The following is a 24527-nucleotide window of genomic DNA, read 5'->3' as shown; positions in this document are numbered from 1 at the left end:
AACTGGAAATGAACTGTTTACTTTCAATAGCCACAGCGGCTCGATCAATGCAGTTGCTGTCACTGATGATGGCAAGCTAGCAATTTCTGGTTCAGATGATACAACCCTCAAAGTCTGGGATTTCACAACTCGAAAGGAACTCTTTACTCTCACAGGTCACAGCTACTTAGTCCATGCAGTAGCCGTCACTGCTGATGGCAAGCGGGCAATTTCTGGTTCAAGAGACACCACCCTCAAAGTCTGGGATTTAACAACTGGAGAGGAACAGTTTACTCTCAAAGGTCATACCAACTCAATCAATGCAGTCGCCATCACCCCCGATGGCAAGCGGGCAATTTCTGGTTCATCGGACAACACCCTCAAAGTCTGGGATTTAACAACTCGAAAGGAACTGTTTACTTTAAAAGGTCACGGCGGCTGGATAAAAGCAGTCGCCGTCACCGCTGATGGCAAGCGGGCAATTTCTGTTTCATATGACAAGACAATCAAAGTCTGGGATTTAACAATAGGAAAGAAACTGTTTACTCTCGAAGCTCACGGCCAATTCGTAACAGCAGTCGCCGTCACCGCTGATGGCAAGCGGGCAATTTCTGGTTCAGATGACAACACTATCAAAGTATGGGATCTAACTACTCGAAAGGAAGAGTTTACTCTCACTGGTCACAGCGATTTGGTAAAAGCAGTAGCCGCGACTGCTGATGGGAAGCGGGCAATTTCTGGTTCGTGGGATAGCACCCTCAAAGTCTGGGATTTGTCGAGGGGAAATGTCATTGCCAGTTTCACGGGTGAAAGTTCGATCGCCTGTTGCGCTATTGCACCCGATGGAGTCACAATTGTGGCAGGCGACGCATCGGGCCGCGTATATTTCCTGCGACTAGAAGGGATTACTGAATATTTAGAAAAGGAGATGGCGTGAGATGGGAGAATTTGCTGACAAGTTAGCGACCAAACCACTTTTCTATCAACGTGCTTATCTGGGCAGCTTACTGCCAAATCATGTCAAGTCAGGGAATTTAGAAAAGTATTATCAAAAACTGACTGATTTTAACTTTCTGATAGCAAAGATTCAGCATCCTGAGTTTGGGGTACAGGCACTTATTGATGATTTCGATTTGGTTGACGCTTCAGAAGCATTAACTCACCCAGAGTACAACCCAGAAAAAGCGAAAGCCCTGAACTTAATTCAAGCGGTACTATGGATGTCAGCCGATATTTGGGAGCGAGATAAGACGCAACTGGCAGGGCAATTGTTAGGGTACTTACTGTACTTTGAAATGCCAGAAATTCAGGCCATGCTGGAGGTAGCAAAGCACTGGAAATCAGCACCTTGGTTGCGTCCTTTGACACCCTGTTTAACTCCGCCTCGCAGGGGAAGGGGACTACTACGCACCCTCGAAGGTCACAGTCACTCGGTAAATGCAGTAGCCGTCACTGCTGATGGCAAGCTGGTAATTTCTGGTTCATCGGACAACACCCTAAAAGTCTGGGATTTAACAACTCTAAAGGAACTCTTTACTCTCAATGGTCACAGCCAGTGGGTAAATGCAGTTGCTGTCACGGCTGATGGCAAGCGGGCGATTTCTGGTTCCTGGGACAAAACCCTAAAAGTCTGGGATTTAACAACTCGAAAGGAACTCTTTACTCTCAATGGTCACAGCGACTCAGTATATGCACTAGCCGTCACTGCTGATGGCAAGGGTGCAATTTCTGGTTCAAGAGACAACAGCCTCAAAGTCTGGGATTTAACGACTCGAAAGGAACTCTTTACTTTCAAAGGTCACAGCGGCTTGGTAAATGCAGTAGCCGTCACGGCTGATGGCAAGCGGGCGATTTCTGGTTCCTGGGACAAAACCCTAAAAGTCTGGGATTTAACAACTCGAAAGGAACTCTTTACTCTCAAAGGTCACAGCGACTTGGTAAATGCAGTGGCTGTCACAGAGGATGGCAAATGGGCGATTTCTGGTTCAAGAGACAACACCATCAAAGTCTGGGATTTAACAACTGAAAAAGAAGAGTTTACTCTCAAATTTCACAGCTACTTGGTAAATGCAGTAGCCGTCACGGCTGATGGCAAGCGGGCGATTTCTGGTTCGTGGGATAAAACCCTAAAAGTCTGGGATTTAACAACTCGAAAGGAAGAGTTTACTCTCAAAGGTCACAGCGACTTGGTAAATGCAGTTGCTGTCACGGAGGATGGCAAACGGGCGATTTCTGGTTCATCGGACAAAACCCTCAAAATCTGGGATTTAACAACTGAAAAGGAAGAGTTTACTCTCAAAGGTCACGGCGACTTGGTAAATGCAGTTGCTGTCACCCCCGATGGCAAGCGGGCAATTTCTGGTTCGTGGGACAAAACCTTCAAAGTCTGGGATTTAACAACTCGAAAGGAACTCTTTACTCTCAATGGTCACAGCGACTCAGTATATGCAGTTGCTGTCACAGAGGATGGCAAGCGGGTAATTTCTGGGTCAAGAGACAAAACCCTCAAAGTCTGGGATTTAACAATTGCAAAGGAAGAATTTACTCTCACTGGTCACAGCAACTCAGTATATGCAGTCGCCATCACCCCCGATGGCAAGCGGGCAATTTCTGGTTCCTGGGACAACACCCTCAAAGTCTGGGATTTAACAATTGCAAAGGAAGAATTTACTCTCACTGGTCATAGCGACTCAGTATATGCAGTCGCCATCACCCCCGATGGCAAGCGGGCAATTTCTGGTTCCTGGGACAAAACCCTTAAAGTCTGGGATTTAACAACTCGAAAGGAACAGTTTACTCTCAAAGGTCACAGCTACTCAGTAAATGCAGTTGCCGTCACCCCCGATGGCAAGCTGGCAATTTCTGGTTCTTGGGACAAAACCCTTAAAGTCTGGGATTTAACAACTCGAAAGGAACAGTTTACTTTCAAAGGTCACAGCGACTCGGTAAAAGCAGTAGCCATCACCCCAGACGGCAAACGGGCGATTTCTGGTTCAGATGACAAAACCCTCAAAGTCTGGGATTTGTCGAGTGGAAATGTCATTGCTAGTTTCACGGGTGAAAGTTCGATCGCCTCTTGCGCTATTGCACCCGATGGAGTAACAATTGTGGTCGGCGACGCATCCGGCCGCGTATATTTCCTGCGACTCGAAGGGAGTGCTGAGTATTTAGAAAAGGGGATGGTCTGAGATGGGAGAATTTGCGAACAAGTTAGCTGCCCAACCACTTTCCTATCAACGTGCTTATCTGGGCAGCTTACTGCCAAATCATGTCAAGTCAGGGAATTTAGAAAAGTATTATCAAAAGCTGACTGATTTTAACTTTCTGATGGCAAAGATTCAGCATCCTGAGTTTGGGGTGCAGGCACTGATTGATGATTTCAATTTGCTTGACGATACCGAAGCAGTAACTAACTCAGATTACAACTCAGAAAAATCGAAATCCCTAGACTTAATTCAAAGGGTACTGTGGATGTCAGCCGATATTTTGGAGCGAGATAAAACCCAACTAGCGGCACAATTGTTAGGGCGCTTACTGTACTTTGAAATGCCCGAAATTCAGGCAATGCTGGAAGTAGCCAAGCAGTGGAAAGCATCATCTTGGTTGCGTCCTTTGACACCTTGTTTAACTCCCCCTCGCAGGGGACTACTACGCACCCTCGAAGGTCACAGCAACTCAGTAAATGCAGTAGCCGTCACTGCTGATGGCAAGCGGGTAATTTCCGGTTCAGCAGACAACACGCTCAAAGTCTGGGATTTAACCACTGGAAATGAACAGTTTACTCTCAAAGGTCACAGCCACTTGATAAATGCGGTAGCAGTCACTCCTGATGGCAAGCGGGCGCTTTCTGGTTCAGCAGACAAAACACTCAAAGTCTGGAATTTAACTACGGAAAAAGAAGAATTTACTCTCAAAGGTCATAACAACCCTGTATATGCAGTAGCAGTAACTGCTGATGGCAAGCGAGCAATTTCTGGTTCTTTCGACAAAACCCTCAAAGTCTGGGATTTAACCACTGGAAAAGAAGAATTTACTCTCGAAGGTCACAGTTATTTGGTAGGTGCAGTCGCCATCACTGCGGATGGCAAGCGGGCATTGTCTGGCTCAGCAGACAAAACCCTCAAAGTCTGGAATTTAACCACGAGAAAAGAAGAATTTACTCTCAAAGGTCATAGCGATTCAGTATATGCAGTCGCCATCACTGCGGATGGCAAGCTGGCAATTTCTGGTTCAAAGGACAATACTCTCAAAGTCTGGGATTTAACCACTGGAAAAGAAGAATTTACTCTCGAAGGTCACAGTTACTCGGTAAATAAGAAATTGTTTACTCTCAAAGGTCATAGCGATTTAGTATATGCAGTTGCCATCACTGCGGATGGCAAGCGGGCAATTTCTGGTTCTTTCGACAACACCCTCAAAGTCTGGGATTTAATAACTGGAAAAGAAGAATTTACTCTCGAAGGTCACCGTTACTCGGTAAATACAGTCGCTGTCACCGCTGATGGCAAGCGGGCAATTTCTGGTTCACGGGACGCCACCCTCAAAGTCTGGGATTTAACCACGGGAAACGAACACTCTACTCTCAAAGGTCACAGCTACTTGGTAAATTCGGTAGCAGTAACTGCTGATGGCAAGCAGGCAATTTCTGCTTCAGCAGACAACACCCTGAAAGTCTGGGATTTAATCACCGGAAAGCAACTATTTACTCTCAAAGGTTATGGCTCCTTGGTAAATGCAGTCGCTGTCACTGCTGATGGCAAGCGGGCAATTTCTGGTTCGTGGGATAACACCCTAAAAGTCTGGGATTTTACTACCGGAAAGCAACAGTTTACTCTCAAAGGTCACAGCAACTCAGTAAATGCAGTAACCGTCACTGCTAATGGCAAGCGGGCAATTTCTGGTTCAGCAGACAAAACCCTAAAAGTCTGGGATTTAACAACTCGAAAGGAAGAGTTTACTCTCAAAGATCACAGCAATTCAGTAAATGCAGTAGCCGTCACGGAGGATGGCAAGCGGGCAATTTCTGGTTCAGCAGACAACACCCTTAAAGTCTGGGATTTAACCACTGGAAAGCAACAGTTTACTCTCGAGGGTCACAGCAACTCAGTAAATGCAGTTGCTGTCACGGAAGATGGGAAGCTAGCAATTTCTGGTTCAGATGACAAAACCCTCAAAGTCTGGGATTTAACCACTGGAAAGGAACAGTTTACTCTTGAAGGTCACAGTTACTCAGTAAATACAGTAGCCGTCACGGAAGATGGGAAGCTAGCAATTTCTGGTTCAGATGACAACACCGTCAAAGTCTGGGATTTGTCGAGTGGAAATAATGTCATTGCTAGTTTCGCGTGTAAAAGTTCGATCGCATCTTGCGCGATCGCCCCCGATGGACTCACAATTGTCGCAGGCGACGAATCCGGCCGCGTATATTTCCTGCGCCTAGAAGGGGTGGAGGCACTAACATGAATTCCTCACCTCTCTCAACTCCCATCTCTACCGATTCTTACCCAAAGGAATTTCAGCAACTCCTGCTAGAAAAAAGCGAGAATTTTGTCGGGCGCAAGTTTGTTTTTTCTGCCATTTCCGACTTTCTAGCCTCCCACAGCCGCGGTTATTTCACAATAGTCGGCACTCCCGGCTGCGGCAAAAGTTCCATCCTCGCCCAATATGTCACCGCCCATCCACGCAGTATCTATTACAACGCTGGAGTTGAAGGCAAAAATCGAGCTGAAGATTTTCTCGCTTCTGTCTGCACTCAACTGATTGACAAATACCTTGCCGCCAATGGGGAAACATCAGAAATTGTCAAGCTAAGATCTCAACTTCAAAATCTCGAATCCCATGAGGGGAGTTGGTTTCTGTCTTTGTTGCTTCAGCAAATTAGCGATAAATTAGACTCTCGCCAAAAGTTGATAATAGTCATTGATTCTCTAGACGCGATCGCCCGCACCAGTCAGCCTCCCAGCACCAATCTGTTTTATCTGCCGAGATATTTGGGCGATCGTACTTATTTTATCCTCGCCCGCCGCCCGTTTTTAAGAGAGAAATCCGGTTTGTTAATTGAAACGCCCTCTCAAACCCTCGATTTAAGAGATTATCCCGCCCAAAATCGCGAAGATGCCCTGAACTACATTCAGCAAAACCTATCAACCGCACCGGATTTAACTGCACCGGAATTGGGCCAACAACTCGCAACTGTCAGGGAAGACAATTTCATGTATCTGAGTCAGATGTTACCTGCCATTAACGAGAATTCACACCCCGATGCTAATCTGGGGGAGTCCTCACTTGTCTCTGAACTTCCTCCCGGTTTAGCAGCGTATTATCAAAACCACTGGCTGCGGATGAGAGGTGATGGCTTATCGGCGATCGAGTTGTCTGTGCTGAATGTTTTGGTACAATCCACAACAAGTTTGTCTGTAAGTGCGATCGCCAATATAATTGATCAGGATGAATACGATGTTGAAAAAGCGTTAGACAATTGGATCGAGTTCTTAAATAAACAAGAAATTGGAGGAGAAATTTGCTATAGTTTGTATCATAATAGTTTCCGCGAATGGTTAGGGAAACAATCTATTTTAGAATGACGAGCCTACCTAGATTTTCGCTGTGCCAGCCTATAGTCTTCCTTGTCCAGTCTTCCCGATCCCCCCTAACCCCCCTTAATAAGGGGGGGACAAGAGTAGTCAAAGTCCCAAGCGGAAAAAGAGGAGGACTGGAACACTCAAAGTCAACCCCTACTCCCCTTCTTAAGGGGGATTTAGGGGGATCTAGACTCGACTATAAACGATAGATACAAAGGTTTTTAGGCTTAAGTTAACACCAACGAACACTGCCGCATCCTCACCCTAAACCCAATTTTCAAGCAACAATACAACAATGAAACGAGCAGTATTTCTTGACAGAGATGGCGTTCTCAATATCGAAGCCGGCTACATCCACAAAGTAGAAGATTTACATTTAATCCCCGGAGTAGCCCAAGCTGTACGCCGTTTAAATGACAAACAAATATTTTGCTGTTTGGTTTCCAATCAATCCGGCCCAGCGAGGGATTATTATCCGGTTAGCCACGTAGAAGCTTTGCACAAACGCCTTTGTCAGCTATTAGAAAATGAAGCAGGAGCTAAGTTAGATGCTCTTTATTACTGCCCTTATTTAAGCGCAGCCGAAGGCGGAACCAACCCAGAATTTACGCGGTATACAACGTGGCGAAAACCGAATACAGGGATGTTGGTAGCGGCAGCTTGGGAACAGGATTTAGATTTGCGAAATAGTTTTATGGTGGGGGATAAAGCGACTGATGTTGATATGGCTCACAATGCCGGCTGTACTGGTATTTTGGTGCAGACTGGTTACGGAGAAAGCGTGTTGAGTGGGGAGTATCAGCACCATACTAAACCGGATTTTATTGCAGCAAATTTAGCCGTGGCGGTGGAGTGGATTTTGCAACACTTTGATTAGTGTTTGTAGTGGTAGTTAAGTTCTTTCTCGTTGAGTCTTACAGGAAAGTGCTACGTAAGGAAGCGCGACTGTGAAGGTTGTACCCATGCCCATTTTGCTTTCGCAGGCGATCGCCCCTCCTTGCAATTCCACAGCTTTTTTAACAATTGTTAATCCCAAACCGTTACCTTTAATTTTCCCCGTATTCTTGCAGCGGTAAAACATTTCAAATATTTTCCCTACTTCCGTTTCTGGGATGCCCATACCTTCGTCTCGGATGCGGATAATTAGTAAGGGAGAGCTAATATTTGTAAATTGGGAAGTGGCAAACAAACACTGAGGAGATAAGCCGAAAATAGCTTCTTTGTCTCCTTCGCTTGCTGGACGGCATTCCAGTTCCAAGGTGACTTGCCCGCCGTTGGGAGAATATTTGATGGCGTTGACGATTAAGTTAGAAATAATGCCGTGTAGCAATTGTTGATCTAACATCGCGCTGGTAACATCTGAAGGGATTAATGTTAGTTTGTGCTTTGCTTCATTTCCTAACTGCAATTGATCGAGCAAGTTTTGACAAAATTCGATTAAATTTATCGGTAATGGATTGCATTGGAGTTGGCCTGATTCTGCTCTGCCCATGAACAGCATATCGTCGATTAGCTGGTTCATCTTTTGGGTAGCTGAGTGCACCAGCCGCAGGGTTCTAACTTGGGATTCGTCACTGCTGCGAGTTCGATCAAGATCCAGAAGTTCCGCAGAAATTAAAATCGCGTTGAGCGGGTTCCGCAATTCGTGAGCTGCCATTGAAATATACTGGTTTTGGCGGTGCGATTTTTCTTCCACCGACTCTCTGACTGCTTCCGCGGCTTTGAGAGATTCTCGCATCTTGGTTTCGATTTCGTGTCTGTGCAGGGCAATCTCGATCGCCACCCGCAAATCATTTTGTTGAAATGGTTTGATAATATAACCGAATGGGTCTGTAAGTTTCGCTCTTTGCAGCGTTTGATCGTCCGCATAAGCTGTTAAAAATACTGTCGGCACATTCCTATTAGTTCGGATTTCTTCGGCCGCTGTTACCCCGTCTATCTCACCTTTAAGCACGATATCCATCAACACTAAATCGGGCGGGTTTTCTATCGCTTTTTGAATTGCTTCTTCTCCTGAAGAAACTGTAGCTGTTACTGCATATCCCAGTTTTTTTAATCGGCCTGCTATGTCTTGCGCTACAATAACTTCGTCTTCTACAACCAAAATTTTTAGAGGGTTCATTTGTCGTCAAAGGCGCTGCCGATAATTTAACTCTTTGAAAATCAAAGTGTAGCAGGTTCCACACTGACTGTCAATGGCAATACTCGCTTCTAACTGGTAAGCCAACATTCTTACTAATCGTAATCCTAATGTTTCAGTAGTTTCTACGTCAAAATCCGCCGGAAATCCGCGACCGTTATCTTGAATAGTTAAATGAAATTGGTGGTCATCTATTTCATGAAAATTAATAGATATTTCACCCTCTAAACTTGAGATAAAGGCATATTTTAAAGAGTTAGAGACAAGTTCGTTAATAATTAAACCGCACGGAATGGCTGTTTCTATGTTTAAATAAATAGGGTCAATTTTGAGATTAAATTGGATGGAAGTATTGCCACAACCAAAAGATTGATACAAATTAGCAACCAAATTTTCGACGTAGGGGGACAGGGCGATGCGATCGAGATTTTCTGATTGATACAGTTGCTCATGAATCAAAGCCATTGAATGGATGCGGGTCTGGCTTTCTTCAAATAAAGTTAGCGTCGCTTCGTCTTCAATGTATTGAGCTTGAAGTTGCAGCAAGCTGGAAATTACCTGCATATTATTTTTGACTCGGTGGTGAATTTCTTTGAGCAATACTTCTTTTTCGCGGAGTGCTGCTTGGATGCGGGCATCGGTAAATTTGCGATCGCTGATATCTTCGCAAATACCGGCGATGCGGTACATTTTGCCCGATTCGTCGTAAATGGGAAAAGCTCGATCGCACACCCAGCGAATTGTGCCGTCTGGCAAAAAAATCCGATATTCGGTATTAGTGGAATCGCCTTGCAACACTCGCCCCATTGCCTCTTCCAACAGGTGTTTATCTTCTGGATGCACCCACTCCATTATTTTTAAGGGATCGGCATACAATTCTTCGCGACTGCGCCCCCAGATTTGTTCGTAAGCTGGACTCAGATATAATAAATCGGTGAATTCCGCAGACATTAGCCAGACGGAATATTGGATATTTTCTGCTAGCTGGCGGAAGCGTTCTTCACTTTCGCGGATGGTTTTTTCTGCCTGTTTTCGTGCGGTAATATCTACTGCAATGCCCACGATGCGGTAAACTTTACCAGATTGATTTCTAATCGGAAAAGCCCGATCGCGAATCCAGCGGCTTTTGCCGTCCGGCCTGACAATTCGATATTCTATCTCGTCTTCAGACTCAATTTGTCTAGTTAAATTAGCAATAACGCGCTCGCGATCTTCTGGATGGATGGAATCTGCAAAAAATCCCCTGTTACCATACAAATCAGCGCAGCTTCTGCCCCAAATCTTTTCGTAAGCCGGACTGATATAAATAATTTCTTGGGGTTGAACGTTTACCATCCAAAACACGCTTTCAATGTTTTCTGCTAGCTCTCGGAACCTTTCTTCGCTTTCTTTCAGTGCTGCTTCTGTTTTTTTGCGATCGCTAATATCTTCTGTCACTACTACATTGTAAATTGCCCCGCTCAGCGGTTCTTTGATTAGCGATACTGTAATATTTACCCAAACTACAGTGCCGTCTTTGTGCAGCAAGCGTTTTTCCATTTTAAAACTGTCAATTTCCCCGGCAAATAATTTCTTGTTTTGTCCTAAATCTGCATCTATATCTTCTGGGTAAGTAACGTCCATCCAAGTTCGCGACAGCAGTTCAGTCGCAGTATATCCGACTATCTCGCAGAATTTTTGATTGACTCGCAAATAGCGGCCTGTTTCGTCAGGGTGGGTAATACCGACTGCCGCTTGTTCGACGGTTGCCCGAAAGCGTTCTTCGCTATCTCTGAGGGTTGCTTCTGCTTTTTTGCGATCGCTAATATCGCGCTGTACGCCAAAATAGCCCACAATTCTGCCGTGGGAATCGTAAATGCAAATATAGTCGCCTTCTATCCAAACTGGAACTCCGTCAAACGTGCGATTATCATTTTCGATGTGGATTCTGCCAGCATCAAAAAATTGCCTTATTATCTCTCTGCCACCAGTCAAGTCGTGAGACAAGAAAGAGTAAAGCGTCCGACCAATAAACTGTTCCCTAGTACCCCCGTATTGAGCTATCAAAGCATCATTTGCCTTCGTTACCCGCCCGTTAGCAAATACATAATCCAAAACTTTTTCTTTGTCAACTGTATCGTCCCAGTGCACTGGTTCGTCCAGCATCATAAATAAAAAACCATCTAAAGATTGAGAAAAAAACAATTCTAGCTGTTCCTGGCTTTCCCGCAAAACTTCTTCGGCGCGCCAGCGAGAGATAATTTCTTCCCGCAATTGAGTGTTGGCTGTTTTTAAGTCTTCAGTGCGCTTTTGATATTTAATTTTTAGCTGATTTTTGATTTCTTGCAGCCCTATTTCGGCCTGTTTTTTTTCGGTGATATCTTGAGTAACTACCATGCCGGCAAAAATTTCTTCCCGGTCGTTTTTGACGGGAACAATTGTTGTTAAATAAACGCGATCGCCGTATTTATATTCAAAAGTATTCTCTTTTCCTGCCAAAGCAGCGCGATATGTAGTCTCAAAAAGTTGCCAATCTTCAGGTGGGGATACTTCCCACAATGTTTTGCCTTCCAACTGTTCTTTGGACAAACCAACTACTGCCAAACCTTGGCCGTCAACCAGAGTATAGCGCAAATCGCGATCGAACAAAAATACCGAGCCATTCGGATAATGTTTGATGAGAGTTCGGTACATTTCCTGGCTTTTTTCCAGAGATGCGATTAACTGAATACGATCGTCCTCGGTGATATCAAATTCTGTTGCCGAACCCGAAAAGCCAGCATTCTCGACTGCTTTGAGTTGTGCTTCTAATTTCTGGCACAATTCTCTCTGCTGCTGCAAATCCTCTTCTAGTTGCAGAATTTTTGCTTTTTGCTCTGCTACTAATGCTTCGCAGGTTTCCAGAGGTCGATCGATCTTGGTAGGATCAATACACATAATTGCTCTAGGTTTAGCAGTAAAGGCTTGAGCTTTTTCAAGTTAATACTAACAAAGCTCAAGCCTGCACTGCCAACTTACAGCAGATTCAATTTATATGCGGTACACACAATCAAGTTGTAACTAAGGTGCGTCGCCACCCGTCAAGGAGCAAATTCCATTGAACCATAGGACAGATCCGCACCCTACATAAATCGTTTCCGGTTGCATCGGTATTGTTCAAACAGTCAACAGTCAACAGTCAACAGTCAACAATTATTTAGGAACTCCCGCCGTCAAGACTTCATGACTTTCCAATGTTACCAAAACATCATCTTCAATTCTCACACCAATACCGCGCCATTTTTCAGGAACCTCCGGCTGTCCTTCAACGGGTTTAATATAAGGAGAAATATAAATCCCCGGTTCCACCGTCAGCACTTGTCCTGCCTGCAAAACTTGCGGATTTTCGCCGTACTGATAAACGCCGACATCGTGCACGTCCAATCCCAGCCAATGACCAGTGCGGTGCATATAAAATGGCTTGTATTTCTCTTCTTTAATTATCTCTTCAATGTCCCCCACCAAAAGTTTTAAATCCATTAAACCTTCCACCAAAACGCGCACTGCTGTTTCATGAATTTTGCTGTAAGGATTTCCCGGAGATACTTGACTAATTGCCTGCAATTGTGCTTGCAAAACTAAGTCATAAATTATCTGTTGTTCGGCTGTAAATTTGCCACTGACGGGAAAGGTGCGAGTAATATCGGCGTTGTAGTAGTCGCAAGCACAACCGGCATCTATTAGCAACAAATCGTTTTCCTGCATTTGGCGGTTGTTTTCGATGTAGTGGAGGACGCAGGAATTGTAACCGGATGCAACAATTGAAGGGTAAGCGGGAGTGCAGCCATTTAAGCCAAAAGTATGTTCTATTTCAGCTTGAATTTCATATTCGTATCTGCCCGGTTTAGCGAATTCTTGGGCACGGTTGTGGGCGGCAACTGAGATATTAGCGGCTTTTCGCATTAATGCTAATTCAGTTTCGCTTTTCACCAGCCGCATCGGGTGTAAAATGATGTTGGAATCTTCTATTGCTGTCGGGCCTGTGCCGCGTTTTGGGTAGGTTGCCATCAAGCGCTGCCAGTGATTGAGGACTGTTTGGTCGAAAGTACGATCGCGCCCGAAGTGATAGTATATGCGATCGGCTTTTTCTAAATATTTCGGCAGTTTTTCCGCAAGTTCATTAATCGGGAAAGCTTCATCCGCGCCGTACAATTCCTTAGCGCCTTCTACTCCGGCGCGATAACCGTGCCAAGTTTCTTTTTCCAAGTCTTTTGGCTGCACAAACAAAACAAATTTGTGTTCTTCATGGTGTGGCGCGAGCACTGCTACCGCCGCAGCTTCGTTGAAACCGGTTAAGTAGAAAAAATCGCTATCTTGTCGGTAGGCATATTCTACATCGTTGTGCATGACGGCAGCGGGCGCGCTGCGAAATATCGCCGTCCCGCTGCCAATTTTTGCCATTAATTGTTCGCGTCTTTGCCGGTATTCGCTGGGGTTTGTCATCCGATTTTAGATTTTAGATTTTAGATTTTAGATTTTAGATTGAGTGTAATATTAACACTCAGCGGTTTCAAGCGCTGTCAGACTTGCACCCGCAAGGCAAGGGTTGAAGATATAGGTGCTCTGTTTTTTTTCTGGGTTACAGCAGTTCTCAATCTTGGTGAGGTATGCCCTATGCCCTATGCCCTATGCCCTATGCCCGCTTATCAAGCGTACACGTCATATTACTGAGAAAGGCTATACTTATTTATTCTCTTGTTCTGCGATCGCCAATTTACAAGTATAGTCAACCAGCCCAGACAAAGATGAGTTGCGATCGACTAAAGTCCATCTCGGATCGAAATTCGACCAATTTTCGCCATCTTGGCTAACTCTGACAGTTCTCAACTGTCGTTGCTTGCAGTCAACTTCCATTTGCGCCAACAATTTCTCGTTACTAAACTGTTGAGTTACTAAAATAGTTCTGACTGGATAAGAGGGAGCACCGGGAATATCGGATTTGCTTAATTCAACGCTGCTGGAGTCGATGCAAATATCTACAAAACATCTTAATTTTTCGGCGCGGGCGCTCAAATTAATGCCAAAAATTAATGTTGAAATTACTATCAAACAAATCGATGAACTCTTAATCATATAGCAGGAGGAAGAAGTTTCTTTTGACTCGGCGGTTGAAACCGCTGCTACACAGACAAAACCCGCCTGCGCGGGTTGAATTTCTTCAGTCCGCGCAGGCGGACTTTGTTTGTGTAGCAGCGAATTCTATTCGCCCTCCTCAATATTCACTCTTCTTTTTAAAGCTGAGGAACGTATTGTTCTTTTTCAGGAACAAAAGTGTATTCAGAGACAATTAGGCGCAACTCTTCGCCGTCGATGGTTTCTTTTTCGATCAACAAATCGACTAAGCGATCGATTACGGTGCGATTTTCGCGAATAATTCGGCGGGCGTCGTCGTAGCAGTGATCGACAATCGATCGAACTTGTCCGTCAATCCGAGAGGCTATTTCTTCGGAATATTCCGATCGCGCTGTGTAGTCGCGGCCAAGGAAAATTTCGCTTTGCTGGGCTTCCAGGGCGATCGGGCCCAAGGTAGACATCCCGTAGCGAGTCACCATTTGGCGTGCCATACCGCTGACTTGCTGCAAGTCGTTGCCGGCACCGGTGGTTACTTCGGCATCGCCGAAAACTACTTCTTCGGCTGCGCGGCCACCCAAAGCACCGCTAATCCGGGCTAAAATTTGCGATCGAGAAATCAAACCTTGGTCTTCGCTGGGCATGAACCAAGTCAAGCCGCGGGCCTGTCCGCGAGGAACTAAGGTAACTTTTTGAACTGGATCGTGGGCTTGAATGATTGTACCGACGATCGCGTGGCCGATTTCGTGGTATGCAATCAAGCGCTTGCTCTTGCTGTCCACCAAGGGAGTGCCTTCCATACCTGCTACCACGCGATCGACTGCATCGTCAACTTCGAGCATCGTAATCGCTTCTTTGCGGCGGCGGGCGGTTAAAATCGCAGCTTCGTTGAGCAAGTTAGCCAAATCAGCGCCGGTAAAACCAGGAGTACGGCGGGCGATGGCGTCCAAAGAAATTTCCGCAGACAGCTTCTTGTTGCGCGCGTGAACTTCCAAAATTTCCAAGCGGCCTTTGATATCCGGCGTATCTACGCTAACTTGGCGGTCAAAACGTCCCGGACGCAGCAGCGCTGAGTCGAGCACGTCGGGGCGGTTCGTGGCAGCAATGATGATAATGCCAGTATTGCCCTCAAAACCGTCCATTTCGGTCAGCAACTGGTTCAGGGTTTGTTCCCGTTCGTCGTTACCGCCACCGATACCGGCGCCACGCTGGCGGCCCACTGCATCGATTTCATCAATAAAGATGATGCAAGGAGCATTTTCTTTAGCTTTCTTGAACAAGTCCCGAACGCGGGAAGCGCCGACACCGACGAACATTTCCACAAATTCCGAACCGGAGATGCTGAAGAAAGGCACGCCGGCTTCGCCTGCGATCGCTTTTGCCAGCAGGGTTTTACCGGTTCCGGGAGGGCCAACTAGCAGCACGCCTTTGGGAATCTTTGCCCCGACTGCGGTGAAGCGTTCGGGTTTTTTGAGGAATGTCACTACTTCTTGTAGTTCTTCTTTGGCTTCCTCAACGCCTGCTACGTCGTCGAACAGTACGCCTGTTTTAGCTTCCATTTGAAAGCGAGCTTTGGATTTGCCAAAGTTCATGGCTTGGCCAGGGCCCCCTGGCACGTTGCCACCGCGGCGGAAGAGGAAAAACAGGCCTCCTACTAACAACAGGGGAAATACTAGATTGCCTAAAAGTCCCCAGACAGCACCGTCGTTGCGTAGTGGGTGGGTGTCGAAGCTGATTTTGGAGTCTCTGAGCCTAGAAACCAGTTCCGGGGCATTTGAGGGCAAGTCTACCCGCCACCGCTGCTCGTGATTGTCCAGTTCGGGATCGACTGCTAGGACAATAGCCGTCCGGCCTCCGTCGTAAAGGTCAACGCTGGTCACTCGACCGGCGTTTAAGTAATCTAAGAATCGACCGTAGCTTAGGCGGGTGCTGGCGGTGTTCTTGCTCATTTCTGCCGGGGATGGGGCAAAGGCTCCCTGCCACAAGAAAAAGCCGATGACTAAGGCGGGTAAAGTCCAAAGTAGTATAGTTCGCCAAGAAATTTTCATAAATGAGGATGCCTTGAATTGGGGACAGATCGGGTAAGATCGCGGTGTCGGAGAAGTGCGACAAAAGTTTACACTCAGAATCTTAACTAAATTTAACTTAACAATGCACTCTCAGGCAACAGGCCGTATTGCCGCGATCGATCGAGAATACTCCTCGACCGAAACCATCCAGGGTACAAGCCCCCGGACCGCGGCCCCTGTTGTCGCCTCTAAAATCTAAAATCTAAAATCTAAAATCTAAAATCTATTAAGGGCGATCGTCCCGAATATAATGTTTGGTGCTGATTTCGATACCGATCTAGGTAGAGTTAGAAGAATCGCCGCAAAACCCACTGTCTTTAAGCGTGGCAGTGTCAAGGGATAAGGCATGATAATGGTGAGGCTCAGTGAGGTAACACATTTCAATGACAACTAGACAGCTTGTTCCTAATTCGGCTATGCTGACCCAGCAGACTAAAGTCGCTTCTAACAAATCGATTATTAGTGCTGATTTGGGTCGGACGGCAACTAAAGCTTGCGTGAGTCGCAACCCTAGTAGCGTTGTTTTCATCCCGGCCAACGTGGCTACTATGCCCGTGGAAAAGGTGCGGGGCGGCAGCTTTGAGTCCAAAGCAACAGACCCTCTGTTGGATATGTGGCTGGAGTACCAGGGCAAGGGCTACGCGATCGGTCAATTGGCGGCAGATTTTGGCGCTAATCTCGGTGGCGCTGACCAGTCGAAAGTAGTAGATGCTTTGGTTAAGGTCTTTTCCTGTGCTGGATATTTCCAGATGAAAGGCGAAATAGCAGTTGTGCTGGGTTTGCCGTTTTATTCGCAGGATCAGTTTGAGAAGGAAAAGGAAGAGATTATCAGCCAACTGCGCTCTCCCCACGTGGTGGTGTACCGGGGCGAGCGTGTGGATATTAACATCAGTCACGTTTGGGTGATGCCCGAAGGGTTCGGCAGCCTGATTTGGTGCGAGGCTCAAGATAACAAGGAGTTTACGCCGGAGTTGCCGGAACTGTCGGTGGCTGTTGTTGATATCGGACACCAAACTACGGATTTGTTAATGGTCGATCGTTTCCGGTTCGCCCGGGCGGCTTCTAAGAGCGATTCCTTCGCAATGAACAAGTTCTACGAACAAGTTGCCTCAAAGATTCCGGGAGCAGACCCTCAATCTCTGTCTTTACTGGAAGCAGTGAATAAACCCGAGGGCCAGCGTTTTTACCGTCCCAGAGGAGCGACTAAGCCGACTAATTTGGATCCGATTATTAAGGACTTGCGGGAGGCTTTCGCTAACGAACTGTCCGAACGTTTGGTGCAGTGGCTGCCCGAACGTGTGACGGATGTGGTTCTGACTGGCGGTGGCGGCGAGTTTTTCTGGGAGGTTTTGCAACCTTTGCTTAAAGACGCCAATCTTAAGGCTCACTTGGCTCAGCCTTCCCGGAAAGCTAATGCTTTGGGACAGTTTATTTATGCTGAGGCTCAGCTAGCCACGATAAAGTAACGCATTAAGGCTTGAACCCTATGGCACTGTGGGCAAAAAATAAGGCGAATTTCTCGGTGGCGTTTACGGAAGATGCTGCGGATCAAACTTTGCTGGCCGCTATTGAAAAAGAGTTGGCTTTCACGAAGTATCAGACTTTCAGCAATCTCTGCAAGCAAGCTTTGTGGCAGTTTTTGTCTGTATCTGAGTCTGCGAGTTCTACACAGAGCTTTCAGCGGTTGGAACAGCGTATTGCTGAACTTGTGGTAAAATTTGCTGAGTTTGAGCACAATGTTTCGGCAGAGGAATTAAGCCGTTTGGAGGGACTGGAACATCACCTGAATCAACTCAGCGCGCAGTTGGATCAATTGCAGGGGAGTGTTAACAGTAAGTTTGCTCAAGTTTCTTTTGCCCCAGTTTCAAAAGTAGTAGAGCCTGGCCCCATTGAATCTGAATCTGTGGCGGATGATAATGTAGTGTCTGATGCTGAAGTTGCTCCTCCTCGGGATTCCGATCCTTTGTTGGAGCGTTTAAGTTCTTTGTTACCCCAAGATTTCTAAAATGAGGTAGATTAACAGTAAGACTTTTTCTGACATTTGCTAACAATCACTTACATTTGCCAGAGATCTTTATATCATATAAGCTGTTGCGGCATTTAAGTTGTCTGTCAAAAAAAATTAAAGTCTTGTGGGGAGTAGGGGTTGGGCGTCCCGCCCGCCCTGAATATACAATTTAAATGCGCGACAGCTTAGAATGAATTTAGCCACTCTGATTTAGGTGAAAAACCTTGGTAGTACGCAACCGCTATATAAATAAGTTGCCTCTACACTATCAAAGCAAATAATCAGATTGGCGTGGGGCTGTAAGCGATAACCAAGCTGAAGGCAAGAATATAAGTGCTTGTAGAAATTTCTACGGGCATCGGTTGATACGCGCAAGGTTAGAGATCAGCTCTCAACTTATGTATTTGTTAGCAAATGTTAGCAAAAAAGTATCGGTAGACCAAGGCTAAAAAGCCTTGAGATGTAATGTTAGTGGCGCGCTGTTGGCAGCCGGTACTGAATACAGACACAAAGCGATCGCTCTTTTGAAAAAAAAGGGCGATCGCTTTGTTATTGCCGATTTTAGATTTTAGATTTTAGATTTATTCATTTTTGTCTATACCATTCCCATTATTCGATTAATCGTGACAACTCCTACACCAACACAAGCTGTCACCATTGGTGTAGGCTTCTCAGCGACTCCTGCTATTGCATAGGACATTAACTGAGCTTTAAGAACGGGTTGCCCCACCGCTCTATTTTTGATGACAAGTGCCGCATTATGATCGCGGTCAAGACTACACCCACAATAATGGCAATCATGCCAGCGAATATGCAGCTTTTTTGGTACTTTCTCTCCGCAATTAGAGCAATCTTGTGAAGTATTATGGGCGCTTACTGGGACAACCAACAAACCAGCATTTGAGGCTTTATTTGCAAGTATTGACAGAAAGCTTGACCACCCAGCGTCCAACACAGATTTAGCTAATCTTGTACGAGCTAGCCCTTTGACGTTTAAATCCTCGTGCGCGATTACGTCATATTTTGACAACAGCCAATTAGCTGTCTTGAAGTGAAAATCTTTGCGTTTGTCAGCTACTTTTTTGTGACACTTCCCTAGTTGCTTGACCGATTTCTGCCTTCGCTTGCTGCCTTTCTTGCGACGTGAAACTCGCTTTTGAATTACCCGTAAGCGTTTTTGCTCTTTACGGTAATACTGGGGAATAACGACTGTTTCGCCCTCAGAGGTTGTCAAAAACTCCTTCAGTCCTACATCAATACCTGTTATCGAACGAGGATTAAAGTCTGGTTTAATCTCTGGAACTGTCTTGTCTTCCAGGGAGAGTGTAAGGTAGTAACCATCAGCTTTCTTGGTGACAGATGCGGTTTTAATTTTGAATCCATCAGGGATAGGGCGATGCAATACAACTTTAACTTTCCCAAACATTGGCAAGTTGATCGAGTTGCCCTGTAAGCAACCCTCTTTCACCTGTGGATACGTAAAGGTGCGATAGCGATTGCGAGCCTTGAAACGAGGTTTCCCGCTACGTTTCCCGTTGCTGTCACCTTTCAAGAAACGGTCAAATGTTATCTTAACTCGCTTAACTACATCTTGAAGGACTTGCGAATATATCTCGCTATACCAAGGATGCGTTTTCTTGAGTTGAGGTAACGTTTTCTTTTGCGAATAATAATCAGGATTGTCTCGCAGTTCAGGTAGGTGGCAGACGAGAGGGCAAGCGTTAACAGGAGAACGGTTTTGTTCGTACCAATTAAATCTGTCAGCCAACAGATAATTGTACTGAGAGCATAGCATGGATAGCCATCTGTCTAGCTCAATGACCTGTTGTTTTGTTGGACGTAACTTGTACTGATAAGCTGTTCTCATATCTACCCTCCTTGAAAGTTATGTTAACATGATCGTGTTCGCATTGACAACACGACATGAAAGACAAGAATTTGCACATCCGGTTATCTGAGAAGCGTCTCAATAAACTGAGAACAGTCGCGGAGGCAAGAGAGAAAACTATCACCCAGATGGTAGAGGCGTGGATTGATCGACTGTCCCTTACATTTACTGACTGACTACGTACCTACGTCAGTCGCGCATTCATCCCACACTGATTTATTGGGGGTACTCGGCTACGCCTCGATAAATCCCCCTCTAAATTCAGTGTGGGGCTTCTGCTGTTTCGGCTAATTTTTGTAAGCGCGAACGAATCGCACTAGGCTGTCGCTGAAATTTCTTTGCTAATTCACCAATTGGTTGACCGCTAGCATATTCATTCTTCAACTTCTCATCTTCTTCCCGACTCCACTTGACATAAGCTCTGGGATACTTCTGGCGAATTTTCTCAACATCGTAGGTTTTAGGTCGAGCGGCCTTATTTCGCTCGGCAGAACTCTCTGCTTGAGAATTGCGATCGCCCACTGCTTCTTGCACGCGGTTGGGAATCGCAGCAATTTCTTCTGAGAGCTCAGCCAAAGCATTGTCTACTTTTTGCTGAAGTTCTGTTAGCTGGCGCTGCTGCAAATTGCCCCACTGTGGCAGTTCGTTGATAAACTGCTGCAAGTCCAGAATTATTGTTGTCAAAGTTTCGACTTGTTGCAACTCCGGCCGCTGTTTGAATTGGCGGCTGGTGAGTTCGATCTCGCTTTGAATCATTTTAATAGTTTTTTCTAAAATTATTAGTCGCTGGCGCAGGTTCTCAATTGCTGAAATTAGAGAGTGTACATTTTCTCCAGCCCCAACATTGAGATTTTCGCGAGATGTTTGAGAAAGAGCTTCGTCTAAAGCATTTACAGCAAGTTGCAATTGCTCGATCGCCTGATCGGTAGTAGCTGCTTGTTGATTTACGCGATCGAACGTGGCAGCCGTACTTGCTTTTACTTGCCTGTGCAGCTTCTGGCGGTTCACAAAATTCAACACCAACGAAATCACTACAGGCACTTGAGCATAAACGCTCTGCCCCCAAACCAAACTAGCAGCCAAGCCCACAGCAGAGGCAGCAATAAAAACCACTTCAGCAGTTTCTAACCAATTGCTCGACTTGGGATTTTGGATTTTGGTTGGTGAATTGGATGATGACATAGCTTAATTGGGAATTGGGAATTGGGCATTGGGCATTGGTCATTGGTCATCAGTCATTGGGAGGCTGTACATCACCGAATTTAAAATTACTATGGTTTTTTTATTGATGCCAATCTACTTAAATATATTAAATCTGCAAAATTAGTCGAGCTAAAGTGAAATAAATCAAGACCCCAAGGACATCAACTGCGGTGGTAATAAAAGGAGCAGACATTAAAGCGGGGTCTAAACCCAAAGAACGAAATAGAAACGGCAGAGCTGAACCGGCAATAGAAGCTAAAATTGCGATCGCAAACAAACTCACTCCCACCGCGAGTGCCACTGCTAAACTCCCTTGCAGAGTATAAGCCCAGCCCGTGGCTACAGTCCCCAATATAGCTCCTAGCAGCGCTCCCGCCATCCCCTCGCGAACAATTACCTGAAACGGGCCCATTGCTGTAATTTCGTCAGTGTTCAAACCGCGAATTACAACAGTTGAGGACTGAGCTCCGACATTGCCTCCAGTGCCAGTCAGCAACGGAATAAAGGCTGCTAGGGCGACTACTTGGTGCAAAATATCTTCTTGAGCTCGAATAATTGCGCCGGTGACAGTATTAGTTAAAAGCAGAACAAACAGCCACACGACCCTTTTCCGGGCAACAGTGATTAAATCGGTCTGAAAATAATTGTCGCCGCCGGACTGGACGCCGCCCAAGGTATAAATATCTTTGGCTGCTTCTTGTTCTAAAATGTCGATCGCGTCGTCAACTGTAATGATGCCGACCAGACGCTGTTCGCGGTCTACAACGGGCACAGCTAAAAAATCGTAACGCTGGATCAGCCTAGCTACTTCTTCTTGATCCGTGTCAGTTTGAACAGAAACTACCTCGCGGGTCATAATTTCGCCGACAGTTTTGTCGAGGGGGGAAGTGACTAAATCCCGCAGAGATAAAATACCTGTCAAGCTGCGTCCGGCGTCGGTGACGTAAAGAGAATAAATTGTTTCGGTAGTTTTAGCCAAAGAGCGAATTCGGTCTAAAGCTTGGGCGACGGTAAAGCTTTCTTTCAGAGAAATGTATTCCGGGGTCATAATCCGACCGGCGGTACTGGCTTCGTAACCCAAAAGTTGAGCCGTAGCTTCCCGTTCCGTCGGGCTCAATTCACCCAACAGGCGACGGACTAATATTGCCGGCAGTTCGTCAAACAGTTTAGCTCGATCGTCCGGGGACATTTTATCTACAATGTCAATGACTTCTTGGCGTTTAAATTTTTCGCAGAGGGACTGCTGAACGCTGGAGTCGAGATATTCGTAGACTGCGATTGCTTCGTCTTTGGAAAGCAAGCGGAAAGCTATTACTTGCATGGTTTCTGGCAGGCCTTCGATAGCTTCAGCTATGTCTGCTTCCTGCACCGGGTGCAAAATCGCTTTTGCTCCTTTAAAGTCTCCTTCTTCCAACAGGGCCCTTAACTGCGATCGAACTAATTCCCGCAGTTCCTTTCGCGCGTAGGTGGGTAGAGAAGACGATTGATAACTTTTTTCTGTCACTGATGACCCTCCTAAACCTGTGCTGCGCGCCTTCCTGAATCCAGTTTAGAGCCTATTGACGCCACTGGTTACAGCGATACGATTTATACCGGCGGGGTTAGCAACCCAGTTTCTTAGTGGAGGCTTCACCACCAAACCAAGATGTATTCTCGCAACCGTTTTTTTTGGTATGGGGTTTTTTATATTGATTTACTTAAACCAACAATTGATATTTTTCTTGTGCCAAACGGTAAAGTGGCCGCCACACCAAACGGTTAGTCAATACAACCAACAACGACATCACAGAAGTAGCAGCCAACAGCAAAGGAAAATTCCCAGATGCCGTAGCCTGAGAAATAGTTTCTCCCAAACCCTCTGTAGTAACAATTTGACCTTTAAACTGCACGTACTCGCTGACAATACTTGCATTCCAAGCACCGCCAACGGCGGTAATAATTCCTGTTATCAAGTATGGGAAAATTCCCGGTAAAATCAAAGTCTGCCAGCGCTGGATTAGGGATAGTTTGTAAACTTGTGCTGCTTCAAACAACTCGGAAGGTATCGATTGAGCACCGGCAATAACGTTAAACAGCAAATACCACATTGTCCCCAACATCATCAGCGCCACAGAACCAATTTGCAAGCCGCCTCCAGCGTGAATTAAAGCTAGTAGCAATACGGGAAATAAAGCGGTTGCCGGTACAGAAGCTGCTATTTGTACTAATGGCTGCAAAATTTGAGCTAAACGTGGATTTCGACCGATCGCCACTCCGACCGGCACTGTCCACAACAGCGATAAAAATAGCGCGCAAATGACCCGCAAAGCTGTGAAAACTGCACCTGTCATGACTTTTTGCCAGTCAGACAAATTCAGCAACCGCAGCAGCAGCACTGCTTCCCAAGTTCCCCAAAGCACAATGACGGCAAACCCACTAACAAATATCCAATTTATCCAATTTCGGATGCGGCTTTTTTGTCGGGGATTTGTTGGTAAATTAACTGGTGCAAAAGCTCTAGCCAAACCGCGATCAAAACTGTCGGCTAGCGGCGAAATACGCGAGTTAAAAACCCGCAGCGTGGCCGATCGCCTTAAAAAATCTAACACCTTTGACTGCGGTACATTCGTAGCTTCCACCGCTTGATATTTAAACTTTTCTACCCACGCAATCAAAGGCTGCCAGATGAAAAAATCTATGGCTATAATCACCCCAATTAAAACTGCTAAACCCCAGCCGATCGCTCCAAAATTACCTTCATTGGCTGCCTTGCCCAAATAGGAACCGAGTCCGGGCAAATTAAAGTTTTTCTCCCCCAAGGTAAAAGATTCGATCGCAATCAAAAAGAACCAGCCGCCCGCCACTGACATGACGCTGTTCCACACCAGTCCGATCGCACCAGCGGGCAATTCTAACGTCCAGAACTGCTGCCAAGCATTCAGCCGATAAACTTGAGCAGCTTCCTTAAGTTCTCGCGGAATCCCGGACAGCGACTGATAGAAACTAAAGGTCATATTCCAAGTCATTCCCGTAAATATTAAGATAATCGATGCGAGTTCTACGCCGATTCTTTGACCGGGAAATAAAGTAACTAGCGCTAAAACCACTCCCGGCAAAAAAGATAAAACAGGAATCGACTGCAAAATGTCTAACAAGGGAATTAAAATTTTCGCTGCTAGGGGAAAACGGTAAGCAGAATAAGCATAAACTAGGGTAAACAGTAGCGATAAAAAATACGCGGCTACCATGCGTAAGAGACTCTGGGCTGTATATGCTGGCAAGACATTGAGGGTCGTCTCAATTTTGAAATTAGGGTTGTAGTCACTGCTGAATTGAGAAGCTGTTTGGACAATTACCAAAATTAGAGAGAAGATGGCTAGAATCAGCAAACCGTCTTGCCAAGTCCAAGCTGACCTTTCTAAAGTTTTATTGGCCGGTGTTAAGGGTCTTGTCATAATAATTAGTTATTGGGAATGGGGCATCGGGCATCGGGCATGGGGCATGGGGTATCGCGCATTGGTTATTGGTTATTGGTTATTGGTTATTGGTTATTGGTTATTGGTTATTGGTTATTGGTTATTGGTTATTGGTT

15 protein-coding genes and 1 pseudogene are annotated in these 24527 nt (G+C 45.8%); 7 read left to right on the top strand and 9 right to left on the bottom strand.

Translation table 11 applies throughout. The features are described 5' to 3' along the window. From QUA16_RS05105 to QUA16_RS05085, 5 genes and pseudogenes are all read left to right on the top strand, one after another. Positions 1-916 (top strand): annotated as a pseudogene (locus tag QUA16_RS05105) (WD40 repeat domain-containing protein); the annotation flags it as partial. 1 nt (position 917) lies between these two features. Then, positions 918-3167: a hypothetical protein gene (locus QUA16_RS05100; protein WP_333102101.1), complete on the top strand. Its 2250-nt coding sequence runs from the start codon at positions 918-920 to the stop codon at positions 3165-3167. A gap of 1 nt (position 3168) precedes the next feature. Then, on the top strand, positions 3169-5442 hold the full coding sequence (locus tag QUA16_RS05095; protein WP_333102102.1) for a WD40 repeat domain-containing protein: 2274 nt from the start codon (positions 3169-3171) through the stop codon (positions 5440-5442). Then, complete coding sequence (locus QUA16_RS05090; RefSeq protein WP_333102103.1) at positions 5439-6563, top strand: ATP-binding protein; 1125 nt, start codon at positions 5439-5441, stop codon at positions 6561-6563. The genes QUA16_RS05095 and QUA16_RS05090 overlap by 4 nt, the downstream gene beginning before the upstream one ends. A 292-nt stretch (positions 6564-6855) precedes the next feature. Then, positions 6856-7437, top strand: coding sequence for an HAD family hydrolase (locus QUA16_RS05085; protein ID WP_333102104.1), 582 nt, complete (start codon positions 6856-6858; stop codon positions 7435-7437). Between the two features lie 15 nt (positions 7438-7452). Here QUA16_RS05085 and QUA16_RS05080 read toward each other — a convergent pair whose 3' ends face one another. The 5 genes from QUA16_RS05080 to ftsH2 form a co-directional block, all read right to left on the bottom strand. Then, positions 7453-8682 (bottom strand): ATP-binding protein, encoded by a 1230-nt coding sequence (locus QUA16_RS05080; RefSeq protein ID WP_333102105.1) that lies wholly within the window; start codon positions 8680-8682, stop codon positions 7453-7455. 6 nt (positions 8683-8688) lie between these two features. Beyond that, positions 8689-11616, bottom strand: coding sequence for a PAS domain S-box protein (locus QUA16_RS05075; protein WP_333102106.1), 2928 nt, complete (start codon positions 11614-11616; stop codon positions 8689-8691). A gap of 255 nt (positions 11617-11871) precedes the next feature. Further along, positions 11872-13161, bottom strand: coding sequence for an aminopeptidase P N-terminal domain-containing protein (locus QUA16_RS05070; protein ID WP_333102107.1), 1290 nt, complete (start codon positions 13159-13161; stop codon positions 11872-11874). Positions 13162-13401: 240 nt separating this feature from the next. Then, a complete protein-coding gene (locus QUA16_RS05065) occupies positions 13402-13791 on the bottom strand; it encodes a hypothetical protein (protein WP_333181037.1) in 390 nt (129 codons plus the stop codon). A 158-nt stretch (positions 13792-13949) separates the two neighbouring features. Then, positions 13950-15836 carry an ATP-dependent zinc metalloprotease FtsH2 gene (ftsH2, locus tag QUA16_RS05060; protein WP_006633417.1) on the bottom strand — a complete coding sequence of 629 codons (1887 nt, stop codon included), beginning with the start codon at positions 15834-15836 and terminating at the stop codon, positions 13950-13952. 404 nt (positions 15837-16240) lie between these two features. Between ftsH2 and QUA16_RS05055 the strand changes: the two genes are divergently transcribed. Further along, positions 16241-17323, top strand: coding sequence for a ParM/StbA family protein (locus QUA16_RS05055; RefSeq protein ID WP_333041971.1), 1083 nt, complete (start codon positions 16241-16243; stop codon positions 17321-17323). 20 nt (positions 17324-17343) lie between these two features. Continuing rightward, positions 17344-17862 (top strand): hypothetical protein, encoded by a 519-nt coding sequence (locus QUA16_RS05050; RefSeq protein WP_333102109.1) that lies wholly within the window; start codon positions 17344-17346, stop codon positions 17860-17862. A gap of 598 nt (positions 17863-18460) precedes the next feature. Here QUA16_RS05050 and QUA16_RS05045 read toward each other — a convergent pair. The 4 genes from QUA16_RS05045 to QUA16_RS05030 form a co-directional block, all read right to left on the bottom strand. Further along, positions 18461-19732, bottom strand: a complete 1272-nt coding sequence (locus tag QUA16_RS05045; RefSeq protein WP_333102110.1) for a transposase — start codon at positions 19730-19732, stop codon at positions 18461-18463. Positions 19733-20014: 282 nt separating this feature from the next. Further along, positions 20015-20935, bottom strand: a complete 921-nt coding sequence (locus tag QUA16_RS05040; RefSeq protein ID WP_333102112.1) for a hypothetical protein — start codon at positions 20933-20935, stop codon at positions 20015-20017. A 127-nt stretch (positions 20936-21062) separates the two neighbouring features. Next, entirely contained in the window at positions 21063-22460 is a 1398-nt protein-coding gene (mgtE, locus tag QUA16_RS05035) for a magnesium transporter (RefSeq protein WP_333102113.1), read from the bottom strand. A gap of 193 nt (positions 22461-22653) precedes the next feature. Next, positions 22654-24390 carry an ABC transporter permease subunit gene (locus tag QUA16_RS05030; protein WP_333102114.1) on the bottom strand — a complete coding sequence of 579 codons (1737 nt, stop codon included), beginning with the start codon at positions 24388-24390 and terminating at the stop codon, positions 22654-22656. Positions 24391-24527: the final 137 nt, after the last annotated feature.

Origin of the sequence: Microcoleus sp. S13_C3, from assembly GCF_036700905.1 — a bacterium.
Taxonomy (GTDB): Bacteria; Cyanobacteriota; Cyanobacteriia; order Cyanobacteriales; family Microcoleaceae; genus Microcoleus.
Note: the sequence above shows the minus strand (reverse complement) of the source record. Positions and strands in the feature narration are given on the sequence as shown.